Origin of the sequence: Streptomyces sp. NBC_00249 (assembly GCF_026342355.1) — a bacterium.
Taxonomy (GTDB): domain Bacteria; phylum Actinomycetota; class Actinomycetes; order Streptomycetales; family Streptomycetaceae; genus Streptomyces.
The window spans coordinates 81700-99717 of record NZ_JAPEMV010000007.1; the positions used below are offsets into that span (position 1 = coordinate 81700).

Genomic DNA, 18018 nt, shown 5'->3' on the forward strand with positions numbered 1-18018 from the left:
ATGGTGGAGAGCGGGGGAGGTGTCGATCCGAGCGAAGCAGGAGGCCGTGGGTGCCTGGTTTTACGCATCTGCACACCGTTTCGGGGTTCTCCGTACGGTACGGAGCCTCGCACCCGCAGCGGCTGGCGGAACGCGCCGCCGAACGGGGCATGGACGCCCTCGCCCTGACCGACCGCGACACCCTCGCGGGCGCGGTGCGGTTCGCGAAGGCGGCCGCCGGGGCCGGGATCCGGCCGCTGTTCGGGGTGGACCTGGCCGTGGCTCCCGCGGAGTCGCTCGCGGCGCCGGGGGGCTCCGGCCGCCGGGCCGGCGAGGCCTCGTACCGCAGACGGGTCCCGGTCCGGGGCGGGGCCTTCGTGGACGAGTCCGCCCCGCGGGCCGTCTTCCTGGCCCGCGACGGCGCCGCCGGATGGGCGGAACTGTGCCGGATGGTCACGGCCTCTGCCCTGGCCGGACGGGGGCAGGACACCGCGCCCGGCGCCGACGGCGCGGGGCGCGCCCCCTGGACCGCCGGGGACTCCCGGCCCTCCCGGTCCGCCCCGGGCTTCGGCCCGGGCCGGACCGGCGGCCCGGACACCCCAGGACCCGACCACACCGCGAGCGACGGCCCCCCGCCCTCCGGCGGGCCCGGCGCATCCCCGGACGGATCCGGGGACGCCCTGGGCTTCGGGTCCGGCGGATCCGGGGATGGCCGGGGGGCGGTGTTCGTGTTGCTCGGGCCCGGGTCCGAGGTGGGGCGGGCGCTCGCCGCGGGGCGGCCCGACCGGGCGGCCCGGCTGCTCGCGCCCTGGCGGGAGATCTACGGCGACGCCCTGCGCCTGGAGGCCGTCCACCACGGCCGCGCCGGCACCGGCCCCGGCTCCCTGCGGCTCGCCGCCCGTACCGTCGGCTTCGCCGCCGAACAGGGTGTCCCCGCCGTCCTGACCAACGCCGTCCGCTACGCCGACCCCGGCCAGGGTCCCGTCGCCGACGTCCTCGACTCCGCCCGGCGCCTGGTCCCCGTCGACCCCAGGGGCCCCCTCGACAGCGGTGAACGCTGGCTCAAGGGCCCCTCCGCCATGGCCGAGGCCGCCGACCGGATCGCCCAGGCCGCCGGACTGCGCCCCGCCGACGCCCGCCGCCTGCTCGCCCGGACCCGGGAGACCGCCGAGGCCTGCTCCGTCGACCCCGAGGACGACCTCGGCATCGGCTCCGTGCACTTCCCCGAGGCCCGCCTCGTCGGCGCCGCCCACCGCACCGCCCAGCGGGTCCTGACCTCCCGCGCCTCGGCGGGCATGGTGCTGCGCGGCTACGCCGGCGAGCGCGCGTACTGGGACCGGATGCACGAGGAGCTCGACGTCATCGCCTACCACGGCTACGCCTCGTACTTCCTGACGGTCGCTCAAGTCGTGGACGACGTACGGGAGATGGGCATCCGGGTGGCCGCCCGCGGCTCCGGCGCCGGCTCCCTCGTCAACCACCTCCTCGGCATCGCCCACGCCGACCCCGTCGCCAACGGCCTGCTGATGGAACGCTTCCTGTCCCGCCGCCGGCGCGTCCTGCCCGACATCGACATCGACGTGGAGTCCGCCCGCCGGCTGGAGGTCTACCGCCGGATCATCTCCCGCTTCGGCGCCGAGCGCGTCGCCACCGTCTCCATGCCCGAGACCTACCGGGTCCGCCACGCCGTCCGCGACGTCGGCGCCGCCCTGTCCATGGACCCGGCCGTCGTCGACCGGCTCGCCAAGGCCTTCCCGCACATCCGCGCCCGCGACGCCCGCGCCGCACTGGAGGAACTGCCCGAACTGCGCGGGGTCCAGGAGGGGCGGGGCCCCGCCTACGAGCGGATGTGGGACCTCGTCGAGGCCCTGGACGCCCTGCCGCGCGGCACCGCCATGCACCCGTGCGGGGTGCTGCTCTCCGACGCCTCCCTGCTCGCCCGCACCCCCGTGGTCCCCACCAGCGGCGAGGGATTCCCCATGTCCCAGTTCGACAAGGAGGACGTCGAGGACCTCGGGCTGCTCAAACTCGACGTCCTGGGCGTGCGGATGCAGTCCGCGATGGCGCACGCCGTCACGGAGCTGAGCCGCGCCACCGGACGGGAACTCGACCTGGACGACCCGGAGCAGGTGCCGCCGGGTGATGGGGCCACGTACGAACTGATCCGCTCCGCCGAGACGCTGGGCTGCTTCCAGATCGAGTCCCCGGGCCAGCGGGACCTCGTGGGGCGGCTCCAGCCGGCCACCTTCCACGACCTGGTCGTCGACATCTCCCTCTTCCGCCCCGGCCCGGTCGCCGCCGACATGGTGCGGCCCTTCATCGAGGCCCGGCACGGGCGGGCCCCGGTCCGCTTCCCGCACCCCGACCTCGCCGACGCGCTGCGCGAGACGTACGGGGTGGTCGTCTTCCACGAGCAGATCATCGAGATCGTGCACGTCATGACCGGCTGCGGACGCGACGAGGCCGACCGGGTGCGGCGCGGGCTCTCCGACCCGGACTCCCAGGGCCGGATCAAGGTCTGGTTCGCGGCGTCCGCCGCCGCGCGCGGCTACTCGGCGGAGGTGATCGCCCGGACCTGGGAGATCGTCGAAGCCTTCGGCAGCTACGGCTTCTGCAAGGCGCACGCGGTGGCCTTCGCCGTACCCACCTACCAGTCGGCCTGGCTCAAGACCCACCACCCGGCGGCCTTCTACGCCGGACTGCTTACCCACGACCCCGGCATGTACCCCAAGCGGCTGCTGCTCGCGGACGCCCGGCGGCGGGGAGTGCCGGTACTGCCGCTGGACGTGAACCGCTCCTCGGTCACCCACCGCATCGAACTGGTGTCCGGTCCGCCGGAGCGCTGGGGGCTGCGCCTCGCCCTCGCCGACGTCCACGGCATCAGCGAGGCCGAAGCCCTGCGCATCGAGGCCGGACAGCCCTACGCCTCCCTGCGCGACTTCTGGGACCGGGCCCGCCCCGGCCGCCCCGTCGCCGAACGCCTCGCCCAGGTCGGCGCGTTGGACGCCTTCGGTGCGAACCGCCGTGACCTGCTGCTGCATTTGACGGAACTCCACGGCGGCGCCCGGCGCGTCCGCGGCGCCACCCAACTCCCCCTGGGCGGAGGCCGGTCCACCGCCCCCGTCGGCCTGCCCGACCTCACCGAAGCCGAACGGCTCAGCGCCGAACTCGGCGTCCTCGGCATGGACACCTCGCGCCACCTCATGGACGACCACCACGCCTTCCTCACCGAACTCGGCGTGACCCCGGCGCACCGGCTCCGGGACACCGGGCACGGCCGGACCGTCCTCGTCGCCGGCGCCAAGGCCGCCACCCAGACCCCGCCGATCCGCTCCGGCCGCCGCGTCATCTTCACCACCCTCGACGACGGCACCGGACTGGTCGACCTGGCCTTCTTCGACGACAGCCAGGAAGCCTGCGCGCACACCGTCTTCCACTCCTTCCTGCTCCTCGTACGAGGAGTCGTGCAGCGGCGCGGACCGCAGAGCCTCAGCATCGTCGGAGCCGCCGCCTGGGACCTCGCCGCCCTCGCCGAACTGCGCGGCCGCAGCGGCCTGGAAGCCGTCACCGCCCGGCTCGCCGAACCCCTCGCCCAGGGCCCCGGCGACTCCGGCCGCCGCATCCACCTCCCGACCGGCTACGAGATGAACCCCTGGGCCGACCTCCAGCCGCCCGGCGAACGCGCCGCGACCGGCCGCAAACTGTGGCACTCCAGCCCCGGGAGCGCCGGATGACCGCGATCCTCCACGTCCGCTGCGCCCCCGCGCTCCCCGACCGGGGCTACCGCGAAGTCCTCGACCTGCTCCGCGAGTTCTCCCCCCTCGTCCAGGCCCTGCCGCCCCGCGCCGCCCTCGTCCAGGCGCGCGGCGCCCAGCGCTGGTTCGGCGCCGGCCCCGCCCGCATCGCCGAGGTCGTCAGGCTGCGCGCGGTGGCCCGGCTCGGCGCCGACGTCCGCATCGGGGTCTCCACCACCTGGGCGGTGGCCGCCATGGCCTCCGCCCGCGTCCCGGAACCCGGCGGCGTCCTCGCCGTACCGGGGGACCACGTCACCGAGTTCCTCGCACCCCTCCCCGTGGAGGCCCTCCACGGACTGGGCGCCCGGCAGGCCGAAGCCCTCCGCGGGTACGGGCTGCACACGGTCGGCGCCCTCACCTCGGTCCCGCGCGGGGTCCTGGAGCGCATCCTCGGCAAACGCGCCGGCCGTACCGTCGCCGACCGCGCCCGGGGCATCGACCCCCGCCCCGTCACCCCGCGCGACCTGCCCGCCTCGGCCGCCGTCCGCACCCGCTTCCCCCGCCAGGAACTCGACGGCCCCCACGCCCGCGCCGCCCTCCTCGCCCTCGCCGTCGGGCTCGGCGCGAGCCTGCGCGGCCGCCGCCAGGCCGCCCGGGCCCTCACCCTCACCCTGCACTTCGCGGGCGGCGCCCGCTGGGAGAGGTCCCGGCGGCTCACCGAACCCTCCGCGCACGACGAGGACCTGCGTACCCTCGCCTACCGCCTGATGGACGCCGCGGGCCTCCAACGGGCCCGGCTGACCGGCATGACCCTGCGCGCCGAAGACCTCACCGGCGCGGCCGCGGTCACCCGCCAGCTCTCCCTGGACCCCGTCCGCGAAGCCCGCCTCACGGTGGAAGCCGCCGTGGACCGCGCCAACGCCCGCTTCGGCGCCGGCACCGTCGGCCCGGCGGCGGCCCTCCTGCGGGCCGCGAGCTAGGCCGAGCCTGCCGTCAGACGTCCCCCAGCATCAGCCGGGCCGTCTCCGTGCGCAGCGGGGTGGTCTGGGCCTGGATCAGGTGGAACTGGGCCTCGCGGGACAGGCGGCCCGCCGCGTGGCCGTACTGGATCGCGCGGCCGCCCGCCACCGCCACGCAGACCGCGGCCGACCGTACGGCCAGGTCCAGGGAGGCGGCCCGCAGGGCGAGGCGGGCCTCCGCAAAGCCGCCCGGCGGGGCCTCGTCGCGCAGGGCGTAGGCCTCGGCGCGCAGCGCGGCGGTCCGGCGCGCGAGCCGCAGGCCCAGCTCCTCGTACGCGGACTCGTGCAGGAGGTGGTCGGCGGTGGCGCGGAGCTGCCCGAAGACGGCCGGCTGGGCGTCGGCGTTCTCCTCGTCGTAGGCCCGGATCCAGTCCGCCCGCGGTTCCCGGCCCAGCACCCGCGCGTCGGGCACGTGGACGTCGCGCAGCTCGACGGCGGCCGTGTGCGTACCGCCCATCGCCCACAGCGGAGCCCCCGCCACGGCGGTCAGGCCACGGTCCGGCGCGCAGTCGGCCAGCGCGAGGACCACCTCGTCGGCCTCCGTGACGGCCCCCACGAACAGGGTGTCCGCCAGGCCCCAGCCCGTCACCCACGGCACCCGCCCGTCCAGCCTCCACCCGCCCGCCACCCGCCGCGCCGTGACGGGCGGGCGCGGATGGCGCAGGAAGGCGAAGCCGGCCGTGGCCCGCCGCTCCCCGCTCGCCAGAGCCGGCAGCCACTCCTCGCGCAGTGCGGCCCCCGCCGGGCCGGACGCCTTCAGCAGGGCCTTGGCCAGCGGGACGTGCTGGGTCCACACGAACCACGTCGACGGGTCCACCGCCGCCAGCACCTCGTGCACCTCCCGGGTCACCTGACGGGCCGTGAGCCCGCTCGCGGCCCCCGGTTCGTATCCGATCAGGCCGTACGCCCCGCAGGCGGCCAGCGCGTCCAGATGCGTACGGGGCACCCCGGACCCGGCGGTGCGTTCCGTCTCGGGCCGCAGGACCCGTACGGCGGTCTCCGTGACGGCGGCGACCAGCGGGTCGGCCGCCAGCGCGGGCGGGGTGGCCAGGGCGGTACCGGCACCGGGGGCCCTCTGCATGACCGCGATCACCTCATGTGGGTCGGGGACTGGGGGCGGAGCGGAAGCGGCGTCCAATTCTTCCGGAGCGGCGGTCGGGGCACGCCGGACACGCGAGTTTTTACCGCCGCGTAACTTCCAAGTCCTGCTACTCGCCCGTAATTTAGCGGTCAGCAGCCCCCCTTGTGATCCGGATCACGGGACGAACCCCCACGCCATTCCCCTTGACCCTCCCCCAGCCACCGCTGGGCGGTTCCCCCTTGGAGATCACACGATGCTGCCCTGGAGACGCCTGCTCCGCCCGTTCGCCGTCCTCACCCTCGCCGCCGCGGCCCTCGTCGCCCCCACCGGCGCCGCGCAGGCCGCGTCCGCCCCCACCAGCGGCTGGAACAACTGGTCCTGCAAACCCTCCGCCGCCCACCCGCGGCCCGTCGTCCTCGTCCACGGAACCTTCGGGAACTCCGTCGACAACTGGCTGGGCTTCGCGCCGTACCTCGTCAACCGCGGGTACTGCGTCTACTCCCTCGACTACGGCCAGCTGCCCGGCGTGCCCTTCTTCAACGGCCTCGGCCCCATCGACAAGTCCGCCGGCCAGCTCGACGTCTTCGTCGACAAGGTCCTCGCCTCCACCGGCGCCGCCAAGGCCGACATCGTCGGCCACTCCCAGGGCGGCATGATGCCGCGCTACTACCTCAAGTTCCTCGGCGGCGCCGCCAAGGTCAACGCCCTCGTCGGCCTCGCCCCCGACAACCACGGCACCACCCTGCTCGGACTCACCCAGCTGCTCCCGTACTTCCCCGGCGCCGGGGACCTGATCAGCACCGCCACTCCGGGGCTGGCCGACCAGATCGCCGGATCCCCCTTCCAGAACAAGCTGAACGAGGGCGGGGACACCGTCCCCGGCGTGCAGTACACGGTCATCGCGACCAGGTACGACGAGGTGGTCACCCCCTACCGGACCCAGTTCCTCGACGGGCCGAACGTCCGCAACGTCCTGCTCCAGGACCTCTGCGGCCTCGACCTCTCCGAACACGTGGCCATCGGCCTGACCGACCGGATCGCCTGGCACGAGGCACTCAACGCCCTCGACCCGGCGCACGCCGAACGGACCACCTGCGCGTCGGTCTTCAGCTGACGCTGACGCTGACGCGCAGGCGGTCCGGAGGCTTCGCTCAGCGGCCGTGACGGCCCGTCGCCGCCCGGCGGCGGGCCAGCCCGAACAGCACGGCCGCACCCGCGGCCAGCGCCGCCGCCCCGGCGATCGCCACCACCGGGGTGGCGCCGCTGCCGCCCGTCTCCGCGAGGTTGTCGCCCCGGGCCCCGGCCGGGGACGGCGACGAACCCTGGGACACGGGGGCGGCGGGAGCGGCGGCAGCGGAGGCGGGCGCCTTGGCGTTCGTCTTCGCGTCGTCGTCCCCGTGGCCGTTGTGCTCCACCGAGGACTTCGGGGCCCCCTCGGCGATCTGCTGGTCCGTCGGGGCCTTGGGCGGCGTGCTGGGCTTGGCCTCCGGCTTGCCGCTCGCCGCCGCGCTCGGGGTGGCGCCGGTACCGGCGTCGCCCTTGCCGCCGCCGCTACCGCTGTCCTTGCCGAAGACCACGTCCGAGCAGGTGTAGAAGGCCTCCGGGCTGTCCGAGCGCTGCCAGATGCTGTAGATCAGGTGGCGGCCGCTCTTCTTCGGCACGGTCCCGCTGAAGACGTAGTCACCGTTCTGCATGCCCGGGTCGGTGACCTTCGCGAACGGCAAGGGCTCCAGGTCCGACCACTTCAGCGGCTTCGTCGGGTCGTAGCCGTCCTTCGTCACGTACAGCTCGAAGGAACCCTTGTGCGGGGCCGTCCCCTTGTAGCGGAAGGTGTGCGCACCCGCCGTCATCGGGCCGGCCGGCCAGTCGGCGCGGGCCAGGTCCAGCCCCTTGTACTTGCTGTTGCCGGCCGAGCAGAGCTGGCCGTCCGGGATCAGCTTCTTGCTCTGGCCGGCCGCGTTGGCGATGTTCACCGCGTTCCAGTCGTAGAACGCCTGCGCCCCGCTCGCCGCGACGGCCGCCTTGCACGCCGCCGACTTCGGCGCCTCCGGCCCCTCCGCGTAGCAGGCCGCCACCCGGCTGACCGGGTCCGTCATCGAACCGTGCGCGGCCGCCGGCGCGGCGGCGTACGCGGCCACCGCGAGGGGCGCGAGGGCGACGGCGGCGGTACGGCGGGCGGCGGAACGGCGGCGTGCGGACATGGGTGGATCTCCTTCGGGCGCAAGGCAGGGATGCGCCAGCGGAGGGAACCGGTCCGCGCGGCGCCCCGCCCCCCGACGGGGCCCCGGCGCCGCAACCGGCCCTCCCTGGCACCGCCAAGCTAGCCCGCCACGACCCGGGTTCCGCCCCTTCGGAGCCCTCCGGGCCGATCCTTAGGGTCCCTTTAAGGCAGCGGTAAGCGGCCCCTCAGGAACGGCCGGCCCGTCAGGCGAGCAGCGCCGCCAGACCGGCCGCCGAACGGGCCTGCTCGTCCAGGGCGTCGAGGGCCCGGACCGCCTGCGCCGCCGCCTCCGGATCGCTCTGCGCGAGACCGCTCTCGGCGAACTCGTCCTCGTCCAGGCGCAGGACGGACGCCCCGTCCGCCGAGACCCACAGGTCCAGGTCCAGGTCCTCGACCAGGATCTCCCCCTCCCGCACCAGCGCCGGGCGCGTGACGTCGCAGTACCAGCCCTTGAGGACGCCCTCGCCGTTCCAGACCTCCTTCACCGCGTACCAGCGCGTCCGCCAGAAGTGCTCCACGAACACGTCGCCCGGCTCGAAGCGCACGAAGCCGAAGTCCCGTACGCCCTCGGCCGCCCAGGGGGCGCGTACGGAGATCCGGTCGCCGTCGTCCGACACCTGCGCCGCCGGATAGCGGATCTTGGTCTTGCCGGCCTTGGTGAGGGTGACGGTCCATCGGGTGTTCACTGCGGTGCTCCCAGCTTCTTCGTGTAGCGCGTCTCGGTCGCGCGGATCTCGTAGCCGAACCACGCGTTGATCGCGAGCATCGGCCCGTTCCCGGCGTCGTTGCCGGTGAAGGCCTCGGTGCACCCGGCCGCGCGGGCCCGGTGCAGCGAGTCGGTCTTGGCGAGTTTGGCCAGCCCGCGGCCCCGGAAGGCGCGCAGGGTGCCGGTCATCGCGGAGGAGTAGCGGCCCGCGCCGTCGGTGCGGGCCGCCGAGAAGGCGGCCACCACCCCGTCGACCAGGGCCACCGTCGTCAGCTCGTGGTCCAGCGTCGGGTCGTGCCAGACGCCGTCCAGCCAGTCCTGGTAGTCGTTCAGCTCCGCCGGTACGTCGCCCGGCTCGTCCGCCGTCACCGCCGCGTCGGCCTCGAAGAGCGGGCGCGGATCGGCCGCGAACGCCGAGCCGGGGCGCAGCTCGACCCCGGCCGGCAGGTCCCGGGGGAGCGGGGGCAGCGTGCCCGCCGCCAGGTCCAGGCGCAGGAAGTGCGCGGAGCGGCTGGAGCGGTAGCCGTGGTGCTCGGCGAAGGCCCGGTGGGCGGGGCCGTCCAGCACCCAGGCGTAGACGTCCACGGCGCCCTCGGCGGCCAGGTGCGCCTCGGCGGTGCGCAGCAGCCCGGTCCCGGCGCCGAGGCCGCGGTGCGCGGGGTCGACGTAGGCGTTGACGAACGACAGGCCCGGCTCCGGAGCGTCGTACGCCAGGCCCACCTGGGCGGAGCCGACGACCGTACCGTCCGGGGTCTCGGCGATCAGCAGCCGGTAGCGCCCCGCGGGAGGGGCGGCGGCCACCTCGTGGGCCACCCCGGCGGGCGTCGTCACCATGAACGGGAGGGCGGCGCGGCGCACCCGCACGACGGCTTCCGCGTCCCCCGGGTCGCCGGGGCGCAGGTCACGGATGAGAACGGTCACGGGGCCGACGTTACGGGCGGGCCCCCGCGGCCGCCTCCGAATTACCCGGCGCGCGGGACGGATGCGGGAGAATCGGCGGCGTGACCTCGACCTCGACACACCTGAAGATCAGGATCGACGGCTCGGCCGGCTCGGCCGCCCCGTACGAACAGCTGCGCGCGCAGATCGCGGACCGGGCCCGGTCGGGGAAGCTCCCCGCGGGCTTCAAACTGCCCACGGTGCGGGGCCTCGCGGAGGAACTGGGGCTGGCCGCGAACACCGTGGCCAAGGCGTACCGGGCGCTCGAGACCGACGGGGTGATCGAGACGCGGGGCCGCCACGGGACGTTCGTCGCGGCGGCCGAGGGTTCCTCGCGGGAGGCGGCCGCCGCCGCGCAGGCCTTCGCCGAGCGGGCCCACCGCCTGGGCCTCACGGAATCCGAAGCCCTGACCGCCGCCACCACCGCCCTGCGGGCCCGCTACTCGGCCGCCTGACCCCGGGGCCCGCCGTCCGGGCGCGGCGCCGTTGCCGGGGGCCAGCCCCCGGACCAGGGGCTGGATTTTGCCCAGGCCAGGTGGTGGCTGGATTGCCCGGAGGGCAATTCCAGCCTCGCCGGCGTTTGAGGCGCGGGGTCTGGGGCGGAGCACCAGGTCTTTGAGCCGCGCCGGCGACTGAGGCGGGAACGGAGGAAGGGCGGGTAGGGGACCGCCCCGCGCAGCGGACACCGACCGCCCGCCGGAGGCTAGAGGTAGAGGCCCGCCTCCACACCCTGCCCCTGCGGAGGCAGCAGCGCGGCCGGCCCCGTCCCCCTCCGCAGCGCGAAGAGTTCGGCGAGGGTCGCCCCCTCCCGGGACACCCCCTCGTCGGTGCCGAGCCAGTCCACCGCCTCCCCGTGCGTCAGCCGGCCGACCTCGATGCGGGCCAGGCACCGTCCGGGCCGGACCACGGCCGGGTGGAGCCGTTCCAGGTCCTCGTTGGTGGTGACCCCCACCAGGACGTTGCGGCCCTGCCCGAGCAGACCGTCCGTCAGGTTCAGGAGCCGCGACAGCGCCTGCCCGGCGGTGTGCCGGGCCTCGCCGCGGATCAGCTCGTCGCAGTCCTCGAGCAGCAGCAGCCGCCAGCGGCCCTTCGCCGTGCCCTCGTCCTCGCCGATCGCGATGTCCATCAGGTAGCCGACGTCGTTGAACAGCCGTTCCGGGTCCAGGACGCAGTCCACCTGGCACCAGTCCCGCCAGGAGCGGGCCAGTGTGCGCAGCGCGGAGGTCTTGCCGGTGCCGGGCGGGCCGTGCAGCAGGAGCAGCCGGCCCGCGATGTCGTCCGGGGTGACCTTCATCAGCCGGTCCATGGCCCCGGCCACCGGCGCCGTGTAGTTCGGCCGGACCTCCGCCCAGGTGCCCGCGGAGATCTGCCGGGTCGTGCGGTAGGGGCCGCGGCGCGGGGAGACGTACCAGAAGCCCATCGTGACGTTGTCCGGCTGCGGTTCGGGCTCGTCCTCGGCGCCCTCCGTGGCCGCGCCGAGCATCCGCGTGGCCAGTTCGTCGCTGACCGCGGTGACCGTCACGTCGGCGCCCCGGCTCCAGCGGGAGACGAGCACCGTCCAGCCGGTGCCTTCGGCGAGGGTGGCACTGCGGTCGGTGTCGCGGGCCGAGCGGATGACCTTCGCGTCGGGCGGCAGCAGGGTGGCCTCGGCCTTCACCCGCTCGATCGTCACGCTCTGGGAGTACGGCTGTTCTCCGGACGCGAACCGTCCGAGGAACAGCGCGTCGACGACGTCCGACGGTGAATCGCTGTCGTCGACATTGAGCCGGATCGGCAGCGCGTCATGCGGGTCTGCTGGCATGGCGCCCATGATCCGGCACGAACTGCCCTCCTGCACCTGTGTTTCGCCGGATCGAGTGTCCGGATTCCCTCTTCAAACGCAGCGCGGGTGAAGATTCCGACGGTAACCCTGCCCCGAATATTCTTGGCATGAACACTTCCAGCCAGCCCCGGCTCCTTGTACCACGGACTCAGGAGTAACCCCCCACAAGGAGCCGCACACATGAGCAGGAAACTGTCGCGCCTCGCAGCCCTCACCTCCTCGCTGGTCCTCGCCGCCGGAGCCGCCCTCTTCGGCGCCGGACAGGCATCCGCCGCCGCCCGGGCGGACTTCGGCTACGTCGCCCTCGGCGACTCGTACTCCTCCGGCGTCGGCGCCGGGAACTACGACAGCGGGAGCGGCAACTGCAAGCGCACGACCAGGGCCTACCCCGCCCTGTGGGCCGCGGCCCACGCCCCCCAGACCTTCTCCTTCACCGCCTGCTCGGGAGCCCGTACGGGTGATGTCCTCAACAGCCAGCTGAGTCCCCTCAACTCCGGCACCGACCTCGTCAGCATCACCGTCGGCGGCAACGACGCCGGATTCTCCGACGTCATGACGACCTGTGTCCTCCAGTCCGAGTCCACCTGCGTCAACCGCGTCAACCAGGCCAAGGCGTACGTCGACTCCACCCTCCCCGGCCAGCTCGACCAGGTCTACAACGCCATCCGCGCCCGGGCGTCCGGCGCGAAGGTGGTCGTCCTCGGCTATCCCCGCTTCTACAAGCTGAACGGATCCTGTGTCACCGGACTGACCGAGGGCGAGCGTTCCGCCATCAACGGCGCCTCCGACCACCTGAACGCCGCCATCGCCAAGCGCGCCGCCGACCACGGCTTCACCTTCGCCTCGGTGGCCGGAGCCTTCACCGGGCACGAGATCTGCTCCGGCGACGCCTGGCTGCACAGCGTCAACTGGGCCAACATCGGCGAGTCCTACCACCCCACCGCCGCCGGACAGTCCGGCGGCTACCTGCCGGTCTTCACCGGCAAGGCCTGAGCCCCGCCCGCGGACGGCCCCGGCCACGCCACGGCCGTCCGCGGGACGACGTCCACCGTCCGCCCGGCCGCCCGCGCTCAGGGGCTCGCGGACGGGCTCACCGACGGGGTGGGCGTAGGCGCCGGTGTGCCGGAGCCGCCGGGCGACGGGGTGCCGGCCGTCGGGGTCGGCCGCTCGCAGGTCACGGAGTACTCCAGCCACGGCGAGTCCGCCCGCGCGGGCGCACGCACCTCCAGCCGGACCGCGTCCTCGAGGACCGCCCCCGGCCGGTGGCCCGACTCGGTGTGCATCAGCTGGCGGGTCCGGGCGCCGCCCGCCTCGTACGTCAGGTTCTGCCACTGCGGCTCGGGGCCCGCGCCCGCGCCCCCGCGCGTCACCCAGCGGTACTCCACCACGGCCGGCGTACGGGCCACCTCCACCGTGCCGGTGAAGGAGGGCGCCCCCCAGGCGGGCGGCGGGCAGCTCCCGCTGTACGCGGGGCGCACGGTGTTCACGTAGACGGTGACGCTCTGCGCGGGCCCCGAGGACGCGGACGACGCCGAAGCGGAAGCCGAGGCCGGAGCGGAGGCCGACGCGGACGCGGACGCCTGCGGGGAGGCCGACGGTGACGGGCTCGCGCCGTCGTCGCCCGTGGGATCCCTCAGCAGCAGCCACCCCAGCACGGCCAGCGCCAGCAGCAGCACCACGATCCCGGCGGTCAGCACCAGCCCGGCCCGGCCCCGCCTCGGCTCCGGGCCGCCGGGACCGGGGAGCGGCGCGGGCACCGGGGCCGTCGGCGTCGGAGCCCCGTACGGCCCCTGCCCGGCCACCGTCGGCGTCCCCGGCCCGGCCGCCGACACCGGGCCGCCGGCGTCGCGTACGGCCCCGCCCGCGCCGATGATCCGCAGCATCCGGGCCGCCTCCGCCGCCGACAGCCGCGCCCCGGGGTCCTTGCGCAGCAGCCCCTCCAGCACCGGCTCCAGCGTCCCGGCACGGCGCGGCGGCGGCAACTCCCGGTCCACCACGGCCTGGAGGGTGGACAGCGGGGTGTCCTGCCGGAAGGGCGAGACGCCCTCCACGGCCGCGTACAGCATCACCCCGAGCGACCACAGGTCCGACTCCGGACCCGGATCGCGCCCCAACGCCCGTTCAGGCGCGAGGAATTCGGGGGAGCCGACCACCTCGCCGGTCATCGTGATCGCCGAGGAGCCCTCCAGGCTGGCGATCCCGAAGTCGCTCAGCACCACCCGCCCGTCATTGGCGATCAGCACGTTCGCGGGCTTCACGTCGCGGTGCAGCACCCCCGACCCGTGCGCCGAGCGCAGCGCGGCCAGCACCTGCTCGCCGATGTGCGCGGCCCGCTGCGGGCTCATCGGGCCCTCGGCCTCCAGCACCTCCGCCAGGGACAGCCCGCGCACCAGCTCCATCACGATCCAGGGCCGGCCGTCCTCGGTGGCCACGTCGTAGACCGTGACCACCCCGCGGTGCGAGACACGGGCCGCGGCCCAGGCCTCCCGCTCCAGCCGCCGGTACATGCGCGCCACCTCGGCCGGGTCCAGCCCCGCCGGGGCCCGCACCTCCTTGACGGCGACCTCGCGGCCCAGCACCTCGTCCCGGGCCCGCCAGACGACGCCCATCCCGCCCCGGCCCAGCGGGCCGAGCAGCCGGTACCGGCCGGCGACGACACGCGCGGCGTCCCCGGTTTCGTTGCCACTCACGCGAACCCCCAAGAGTCACCGGGTGATCACTCCAAGTTAGCGCAGAGCGGCTCCGGTGGACCCTGTCGTGACGTCACTCTCCCCCTCACTCTTCGCAAGGCTCCCCAAGTCGGGTCATTTGTGCGGAGAGTGACGGATGACTCCGCTGAGTAATCGTCAACTACCCGTAACTACAGGGGTAATTCACACCACCGGGATACCCGAGAGTGACGCAGGGGCGATAGGGTTACCCTGCCCGGGCCGGGTGCCCTCGTACGGGTGGGGAGAGACATGGAACAGATAGCAATGCGCAGCAGGCCGCCTCGCGTGCCTGCCATCACTTGCGGCAGCAGCGCGACCAGCTCGCGCCTCGACCGCCACCTCGCCGTGCTGGGCGGACCCGCCGTCCCGCACCACGAGGTCGCCGAGGCGACCCTGCTGATGCGCGAGCTCACTTCCCGCGACCACACGCACGTCCAGCGGAGCCGGAGCGCGCGCGTCGCGCTGTTCGCCCCGCTGCGCAGGCTGCGGCGCACGCTCTTCGGCAGCCGCCGCTCGTAACTGCCCCGCGGTGCGGCCGGTCCGTCCGGCCGCGCGACCCGGCCCCGTCCCCTCCTCCCGGCTCCACCCGGCGTCCAAGGGGATCCCGTTCGGGATCCCCTGGAGCCCCGGCCTCAGGCGACCACACCGTCCCGGCGCAGTGCCGAGATCCGCGCGCCCGACATCCCCAGGGCCCGCAGCAGGAGATCGGTGTGCTCGCCGAGCGCGGGTACCGCCCCCATGCGCGGCTGCGCCCCGCCCGGCAGCACGATCGGCGGCAGCAGCGCCCGCAGCGGGCCCGCCGGTGAATCCACCTCGCGCCAGCGCCCGCGTGCCTCCAGCTGCGGATGCCCGGCCAGCTGGGCGACCGAGTTCAGGCGCGCGCAGGCGATGCCCGCCGCCTCCAGCCGCCCGACCGCCTCGTCCGCCCCGAGCCGGCCGAGCGCCTCCGCCACCACCGCGTCGGTCTTCTCCCGCCCCAGGGTCCGGGCCGCGTTCGTCGCGTACGCCGGGTCCTGCGCCAGGTCCGGCCGCTCCAGCACCTGCCGGGCCAGGCGCTGCCACTCCCGGTCGTTCTGCACCGACAGCAGGACGCGGTCCCCGTCGGCCGTCGCGTAGGCGTCGTAGGGGGCGATCACGGCGTGCGCGAGGCCCGTGCGCACCGGCTGCTGCCCGCCGTGCATCGTGTGGTGCAGCGGATGGCCCATCCACTCGGCGAGCGCGTCCAGCATCGACACCTCCACCGGCCCGCCGCGCCCCGTCGTCCCCCGGCGCAGCAGGGCGGCGAGCACCCCCGAGAACGCGTACATGGCCGCCGCGATGTCGGCGGCCGGGATCCCCGCCTTCACCGGCTGCTCCGGGGTGCCGGTCACCGAGACCAGCCCCGCCTCGCACTGCACGAGCATGTCGTAGGCCCGCTTGTGGGCGTACGGGCCCTCGGGGCCGTAGCCGGAGATGTCCACGGCCACCAGGCGCGGGTAGCGGGCGCACAGCGCGGCCGCGTCGATCCCGAGCCGGGCGGCGGCCCCGTGCGCGAGGTTCTGGACGAAGACGTCGGCGCCGTCGAGCAGTGCGTGCAGCACCTCCAGGCCGCGCGGGTCCTTCAGGTCCAGGGCGAGGGACTCCTTGCCCCGGTTGGCCCATACGAAATGCGAGGCCAGGCCCTGGGCGGCGGTGTCGTAGGCGCGCGCGAAGTCGCCGCCGTCGGGCCGCTCGACCTTGATCACCCGGGCGCCGAGGTCGGCGAGCTGGCGGGTGGCGAAGGGGGCCGAGACGGCCTGTTCGACGGCGACGACGGTGAGGCCCGCGAGGGGCAGCGGCTCCACGGGAGGTCCGGCGGGAGGTCCGGGGTGCGGTGCTGGGGGTCCGGCGAGGGGTTCGGTAGCCATGGTCCCTGCCTACTGGACCGGACCCGGCCCTGTCACCCGTGCGCGGTGCGACGGGTACGCGGCCCGGCCGGTTCGCACCCCTACGTCACACAACGCCCGGGTGCCCGGCGGGGCTCAGGGTTCGGGGTTCGGCGCTCGTGGCTCGCGGCCGCTCAGCCCCGGCCGCGTGCGAACCGGCGCGTGGCCAGCGGTGCGAAGACGGCCACCAGGAGCAGCGACCACAGCAGCGCCCCGGCCACCGGATGCGCGGCCGGCCAGGCGGCCCCCGGCTCGGCCGCGCCGCCCGCGTTCCCGCACAGCTCCCGTACGGCGGTGGCGACGGCGCTGATGGGGTTCCACTCGGCGACCGTGCGCAGCCAGCCGGGCAGTCCGGCGGTCGGCAGGTAGGCGCTCGACAGCATCGGCAGGACGAAGGTGGCGCCGCCGAGCTGGCCCGCGGCCTCCTCGCTCGGGGACAGCAGTCCGAGGTACGTGCCCACCCAGGCGGTGGCGAAGCGGAACAGCAGCAGCACCCCCAGTGCCCCCAGCGCGCCGGGCAGTCCGTTCTCGGCCCGCCAGCCCATCGCGAGCCCCACCAGCATCAGCGGCACCATCGACACCCCCGTGGTCAGCAGGTCGGCGGCGATCTGCCCCAGCGGGACGGCGGCCCGGCTCATCGGCAGCGTCCGGAAGCGGTCCATCACCCCCCGGTGGGCGTCCTGCGCGGCCGTGAACAGGCCGGTCATCAGGCCGTTCGCGGCGGTGGCGGCGAGCAGCCCCGGCACCAGGAACTCCCGGTAGTCGGCGCCGGGCATGGCGACCGCGCTGCCGAAGACGTAGCCGAAGAACAGCAGCATCGTGATCGGCATGGTCTGGGTCAGGATCAGCAGCGCCGGGGCGTGCCGGGCCTTCTGGAGCTGGCGGGTGAGGACGGCGCCGCCGTCCGCGAGCAGGGTGGTCATGCCGCGTTCTCCTTACGGGGCGGGGTGACGGGGGCGGAGGCCGCTCCCGTGAGGCGCAGGAACACCTCGTCGAGGGTCGGCGGGCGCAGGCTCGCGTCCGTGACCGGGATCCCGGCGGTGTCGAGCGCGCGGATGATCCGGGGCAGGGTGACCGCCGCGTCCAGGACGCTCACGCCGACGCCGAGCCGTTCCTCGTCCAGGACCGGACGGCCGCCGGTGAGCTGGTCGAGGACCGCCGCGGCGGCCGCGAGCGCGGAGGCCTCGGGGACGGTCACCTCGGCGTGGGCGCCGATGCGGGACTTGAGGGCGGCGGGGGTGCCGGAGGCGACGGCCCGGCCCTGGTCGACGACCACGACCTCGTCGGCGAGCCGGTCCGCCTCCTCCAGGTACTGGGTGGTGAGCAGGACGGTGGTGCCCTCGTCGGCGAGTGCCCGGACCGCCGTCCAGATGTGCTCGCGGGCGGCCGGGTCCAGGCCGGTCGTGGGCTCGTCCAGGAACAGCACCCGGGGCTGGGTGACGAGTCCGGCCGCGAGGTCGAGGCGCCGCCGCATGCCGCCCGACCAGGTCGAGGCCACCCGGTCGGCGGCCCCGGTGAGCCCGAAGCGCTCCAGCAGTCCGTCGGCGCGGTCGCGCCCGGCCCGCCCGCGCAGCCCGGCGAGGCGGGCGAAGAGCCGGAGGTTCTCGCGGCCGGTCAGGTCCCCGTCGACCGAGGCGTACTGGCCGGTGACCCCGATGGCGCGGCGTACGGCGGCCGGCTCGCGGGCGACGTCGTGGCCCGCGACCAGGGCGCGGCCGGCTGTGGGCGCCGTGAGGGTGGCGAGGATCCGGACGGCGGTGGTCTTGCCCGCGCCGTTGGGGCCGAGCAGCCCGCAGACGCGGCCCTCCGGCACGGCCAGGTCCAGGCCGCTGAGGGCGCGCACGGCGCCGTAGTTCTTCTCCAGACCTTCACTAAGTACAGCGTACGTAGTCATCATGTGCC

Annotated in this window: 15 protein-coding genes; 6 read left to right on the forward strand and 9 right to left on the reverse strand. The window is 75.0% G+C overall.

Annotated features, from left to right (window positions below; genetic code table 11):
* Nucleotides 1-50: 50 nt before the first annotated feature.
* Together OOK31_RS27685 and OOK31_RS27690 are read left to right on the forward strand one after the other, a co-directional pair.
* A complete protein-coding gene (locus OOK31_RS27685) occupies nucleotides 51-3713 on the forward strand; it encodes a DNA polymerase III subunit alpha (RefSeq protein ID WP_267090090.1) in 3663 nt (1220 codons plus the stop codon).
* On the forward strand, nucleotides 3710-4693 hold the full coding sequence (locus OOK31_RS27690; RefSeq protein WP_267090091.1) for a hypothetical protein: 984 nt from the start codon (nucleotides 3710-3712) through the stop codon (nucleotides 4691-4693). Before OOK31_RS27685 ends, OOK31_RS27690 begins: the two co-directional genes overlap by 4 nt.
* A 13-nt stretch (nucleotides 4694-4706) precedes the next feature.
* On the opposite strand, the gene OOK31_RS27695 is transcribed toward OOK31_RS27690, so the two are convergent.
* Nucleotides 4707-5813: an acyl-CoA dehydrogenase family protein gene (locus OOK31_RS27695; RefSeq protein WP_267090092.1), complete on the reverse strand. Its 1107-nt coding sequence runs from the start codon at nucleotides 5811-5813 to the stop codon at nucleotides 4707-4709.
* Nucleotides 5814-6066: 253 nt separating this feature from the next.
* On the opposite strand from OOK31_RS27695, the gene OOK31_RS27700 reads away from it, so the two are divergent.
* Nucleotides 6067-6927 carry a triacylglycerol lipase gene (locus OOK31_RS27700; protein ID WP_267090093.1) on the forward strand — a complete coding sequence of 287 codons (861 nt, stop codon included), beginning with the start codon at nucleotides 6067-6069 and terminating at the stop codon, nucleotides 6925-6927.
* A 37-nt stretch (nucleotides 6928-6964) separates the two neighbouring features.
* On the opposite strand, the gene OOK31_RS27705 is transcribed toward OOK31_RS27700, so the two are convergent.
* From OOK31_RS27705 to OOK31_RS27715, 3 genes are all read right to left on the reverse strand, one after another.
* Entirely contained in the window at nucleotides 6965-8014 is a 1050-nt protein-coding gene (locus tag OOK31_RS27705; protein WP_267090094.1) for a lytic polysaccharide monooxygenase, read from the reverse strand.
* 223 nt (nucleotides 8015-8237) lie between these two features.
* A complete protein-coding gene (locus tag OOK31_RS27710) occupies nucleotides 8238-8720 on the reverse strand; it encodes a DUF402 domain-containing protein (protein WP_267090095.1) in 483 nt (160 codons plus the stop codon).
* Nucleotides 8717-9661, reverse strand: a complete 945-nt coding sequence (locus OOK31_RS27715; protein WP_267090096.1) for a GNAT family N-acetyltransferase — start codon at nucleotides 9659-9661, stop codon at nucleotides 8717-8719. Before OOK31_RS27715 ends, OOK31_RS27710 begins: the two co-directional genes overlap by 4 nt.
* Before the next feature lie 80 nt (nucleotides 9662-9741).
* On the opposite strand from OOK31_RS27715, the gene OOK31_RS27720 reads away from it, so the two are divergent.
* The gene (locus OOK31_RS27720; protein WP_267090097.1) at nucleotides 9742-10134 is read left to right on the forward strand and encodes a GntR family transcriptional regulator; all 393 of its coding nucleotides are present in this window, start codon (nucleotides 9742-9744) and stop codon (nucleotides 10132-10134) included.
* A 248-nt stretch (nucleotides 10135-10382) separates the two neighbouring features.
* On the opposite strand, the gene OOK31_RS27725 is transcribed toward OOK31_RS27720, so the two are convergent.
* Nucleotides 10383-11480 (reverse strand): DUF5925 domain-containing protein, encoded by a 1098-nt coding sequence (locus tag OOK31_RS27725; RefSeq protein WP_267090098.1) that lies wholly within the window; start codon nucleotides 11478-11480, stop codon nucleotides 10383-10385.
* A 201-nt stretch (nucleotides 11481-11681) separates the two neighbouring features.
* Here OOK31_RS27725 and OOK31_RS27730 point away from each other — a divergent pair, with 201 nt between their 5' ends.
* On the forward strand, nucleotides 11682-12494 hold the full coding sequence (locus tag OOK31_RS27730) for an SGNH/GDSL hydrolase family protein (protein WP_267090099.1): 813 nt from the start codon (nucleotides 11682-11684) through the stop codon (nucleotides 12492-12494).
* 77 nt (nucleotides 12495-12571) lie between these two features.
* Here OOK31_RS27730 and OOK31_RS27735 read toward each other — a convergent pair whose 3' ends face one another.
* Nucleotides 12572-14191, reverse strand: a complete 1620-nt coding sequence (locus tag OOK31_RS27735) for a serine/threonine-protein kinase (protein WP_267090100.1) — start codon at nucleotides 14189-14191, stop codon at nucleotides 12572-12574.
* A 270-nt stretch (nucleotides 14192-14461) separates the two neighbouring features.
* Between OOK31_RS27735 and OOK31_RS27740 the strand changes: the two genes are divergently transcribed.
* Nucleotides 14462-14731, forward strand: a complete 270-nt coding sequence (locus OOK31_RS27740) for a hypothetical protein (RefSeq protein WP_267090101.1) — start codon at nucleotides 14462-14464, stop codon at nucleotides 14729-14731.
* A gap of 113 nt (nucleotides 14732-14844) precedes the next feature.
* Here the strand turns inward: OOK31_RS27740 and OOK31_RS27745 are convergent, their stop codons facing one another.
* The 3 genes from OOK31_RS27745 to OOK31_RS27755 all read right to left on the reverse strand — a co-directional run bounded on the left by OOK31_RS27745 (nucleotide 14845) and on the right by OOK31_RS27755 (nucleotide 18013).
* Nucleotides 14845-16098: a CaiB/BaiF CoA-transferase family protein gene (locus OOK31_RS27745; RefSeq protein ID WP_267090102.1), complete on the reverse strand. Its 1254-nt coding sequence runs from the start codon at nucleotides 16096-16098 to the stop codon at nucleotides 14845-14847.
* Between the two features lie 152 nt (nucleotides 16099-16250).
* Entirely contained in the window at nucleotides 16251-17039 is a 789-nt protein-coding gene (locus tag OOK31_RS27750; protein ID WP_267090103.1) for an ABC transporter permease, read from the reverse strand.
* Entirely contained in the window at nucleotides 17036-18013 is a 978-nt protein-coding gene (locus OOK31_RS27755; RefSeq protein WP_267090104.1) for an ATP-binding cassette domain-containing protein, read from the reverse strand. The genes OOK31_RS27750 and OOK31_RS27755 overlap by 4 nt, the downstream gene beginning before the upstream one ends.
* Nucleotides 18014-18018: the final 5 nt, after the last annotated feature.

What these genes read in the sequence shown, in the direction of transcription:
- OOK31_RS27690 (WP_267090091.1), top strand. Translation starts at nt 3,710, where the DNA reads ATGACCGCGATCCTCCACGTCCGCTGCGCCCCCGCGCTCCCCGACCGG.
- OOK31_RS27695 (WP_267090092.1), bottom strand. Translation starts at nt 5,813, where the DNA reads ATGCAGAGGGCCCCCGGTGCCGGTACCGCCCTGGCCACCCCGCCCGCG.
- OOK31_RS27700 (WP_267090093.1), top strand. Translation starts at nt 6,067, where the DNA reads ATGCTGCCCTGGAGACGCCTGCTCCGCCCGTTCGCCGTCCTCACCCTC.
- OOK31_RS27705 (WP_267090094.1), bottom strand. Translation starts at nt 8,014, where the DNA reads ATGTCCGCACGCCGCCGTTCCGCCGCCCGCCGTACCGCCGCCGTCGCC.
- OOK31_RS27725 (WP_267090098.1), bottom strand. Translation starts at nt 11,480, where the DNA reads ATGCCAGCAGACCCGCATGACGCGCTGCCGATCCGGCTCAATGTCGAC.
- OOK31_RS27730 (WP_267090099.1), top strand. Translation starts at nt 11,682, where the DNA reads ATGAGCAGGAAACTGTCGCGCCTCGCAGCCCTCACCTCCTCGCTGGTC.
- OOK31_RS27740 (WP_267090101.1), top strand. Translation starts at nt 14,462, where the DNA reads ATGGAACAGATAGCAATGCGCAGCAGGCCGCCTCGCGTGCCTGCCATC.
- OOK31_RS27745 (WP_267090102.1), bottom strand. Translation starts at nt 16,098, where the DNA reads ATGGCTACCGAACCCCTCGCCGGACCCCCAGCACCGCACCCCGGACCT.
- OOK31_RS27750 (WP_267090103.1), bottom strand. Translation starts at nt 17,039, where the DNA reads ATGACCACCCTGCTCGCGGACGGCGGCGCCGTCCTCACCCGCCAGCTC.
- OOK31_RS27755 (WP_267090104.1), bottom strand. Translation starts at nt 18,013, where the DNA reads ATGATGACTACGTACGCTGTACTTAGTGAAGGTCTGGAGAAGAACTAC.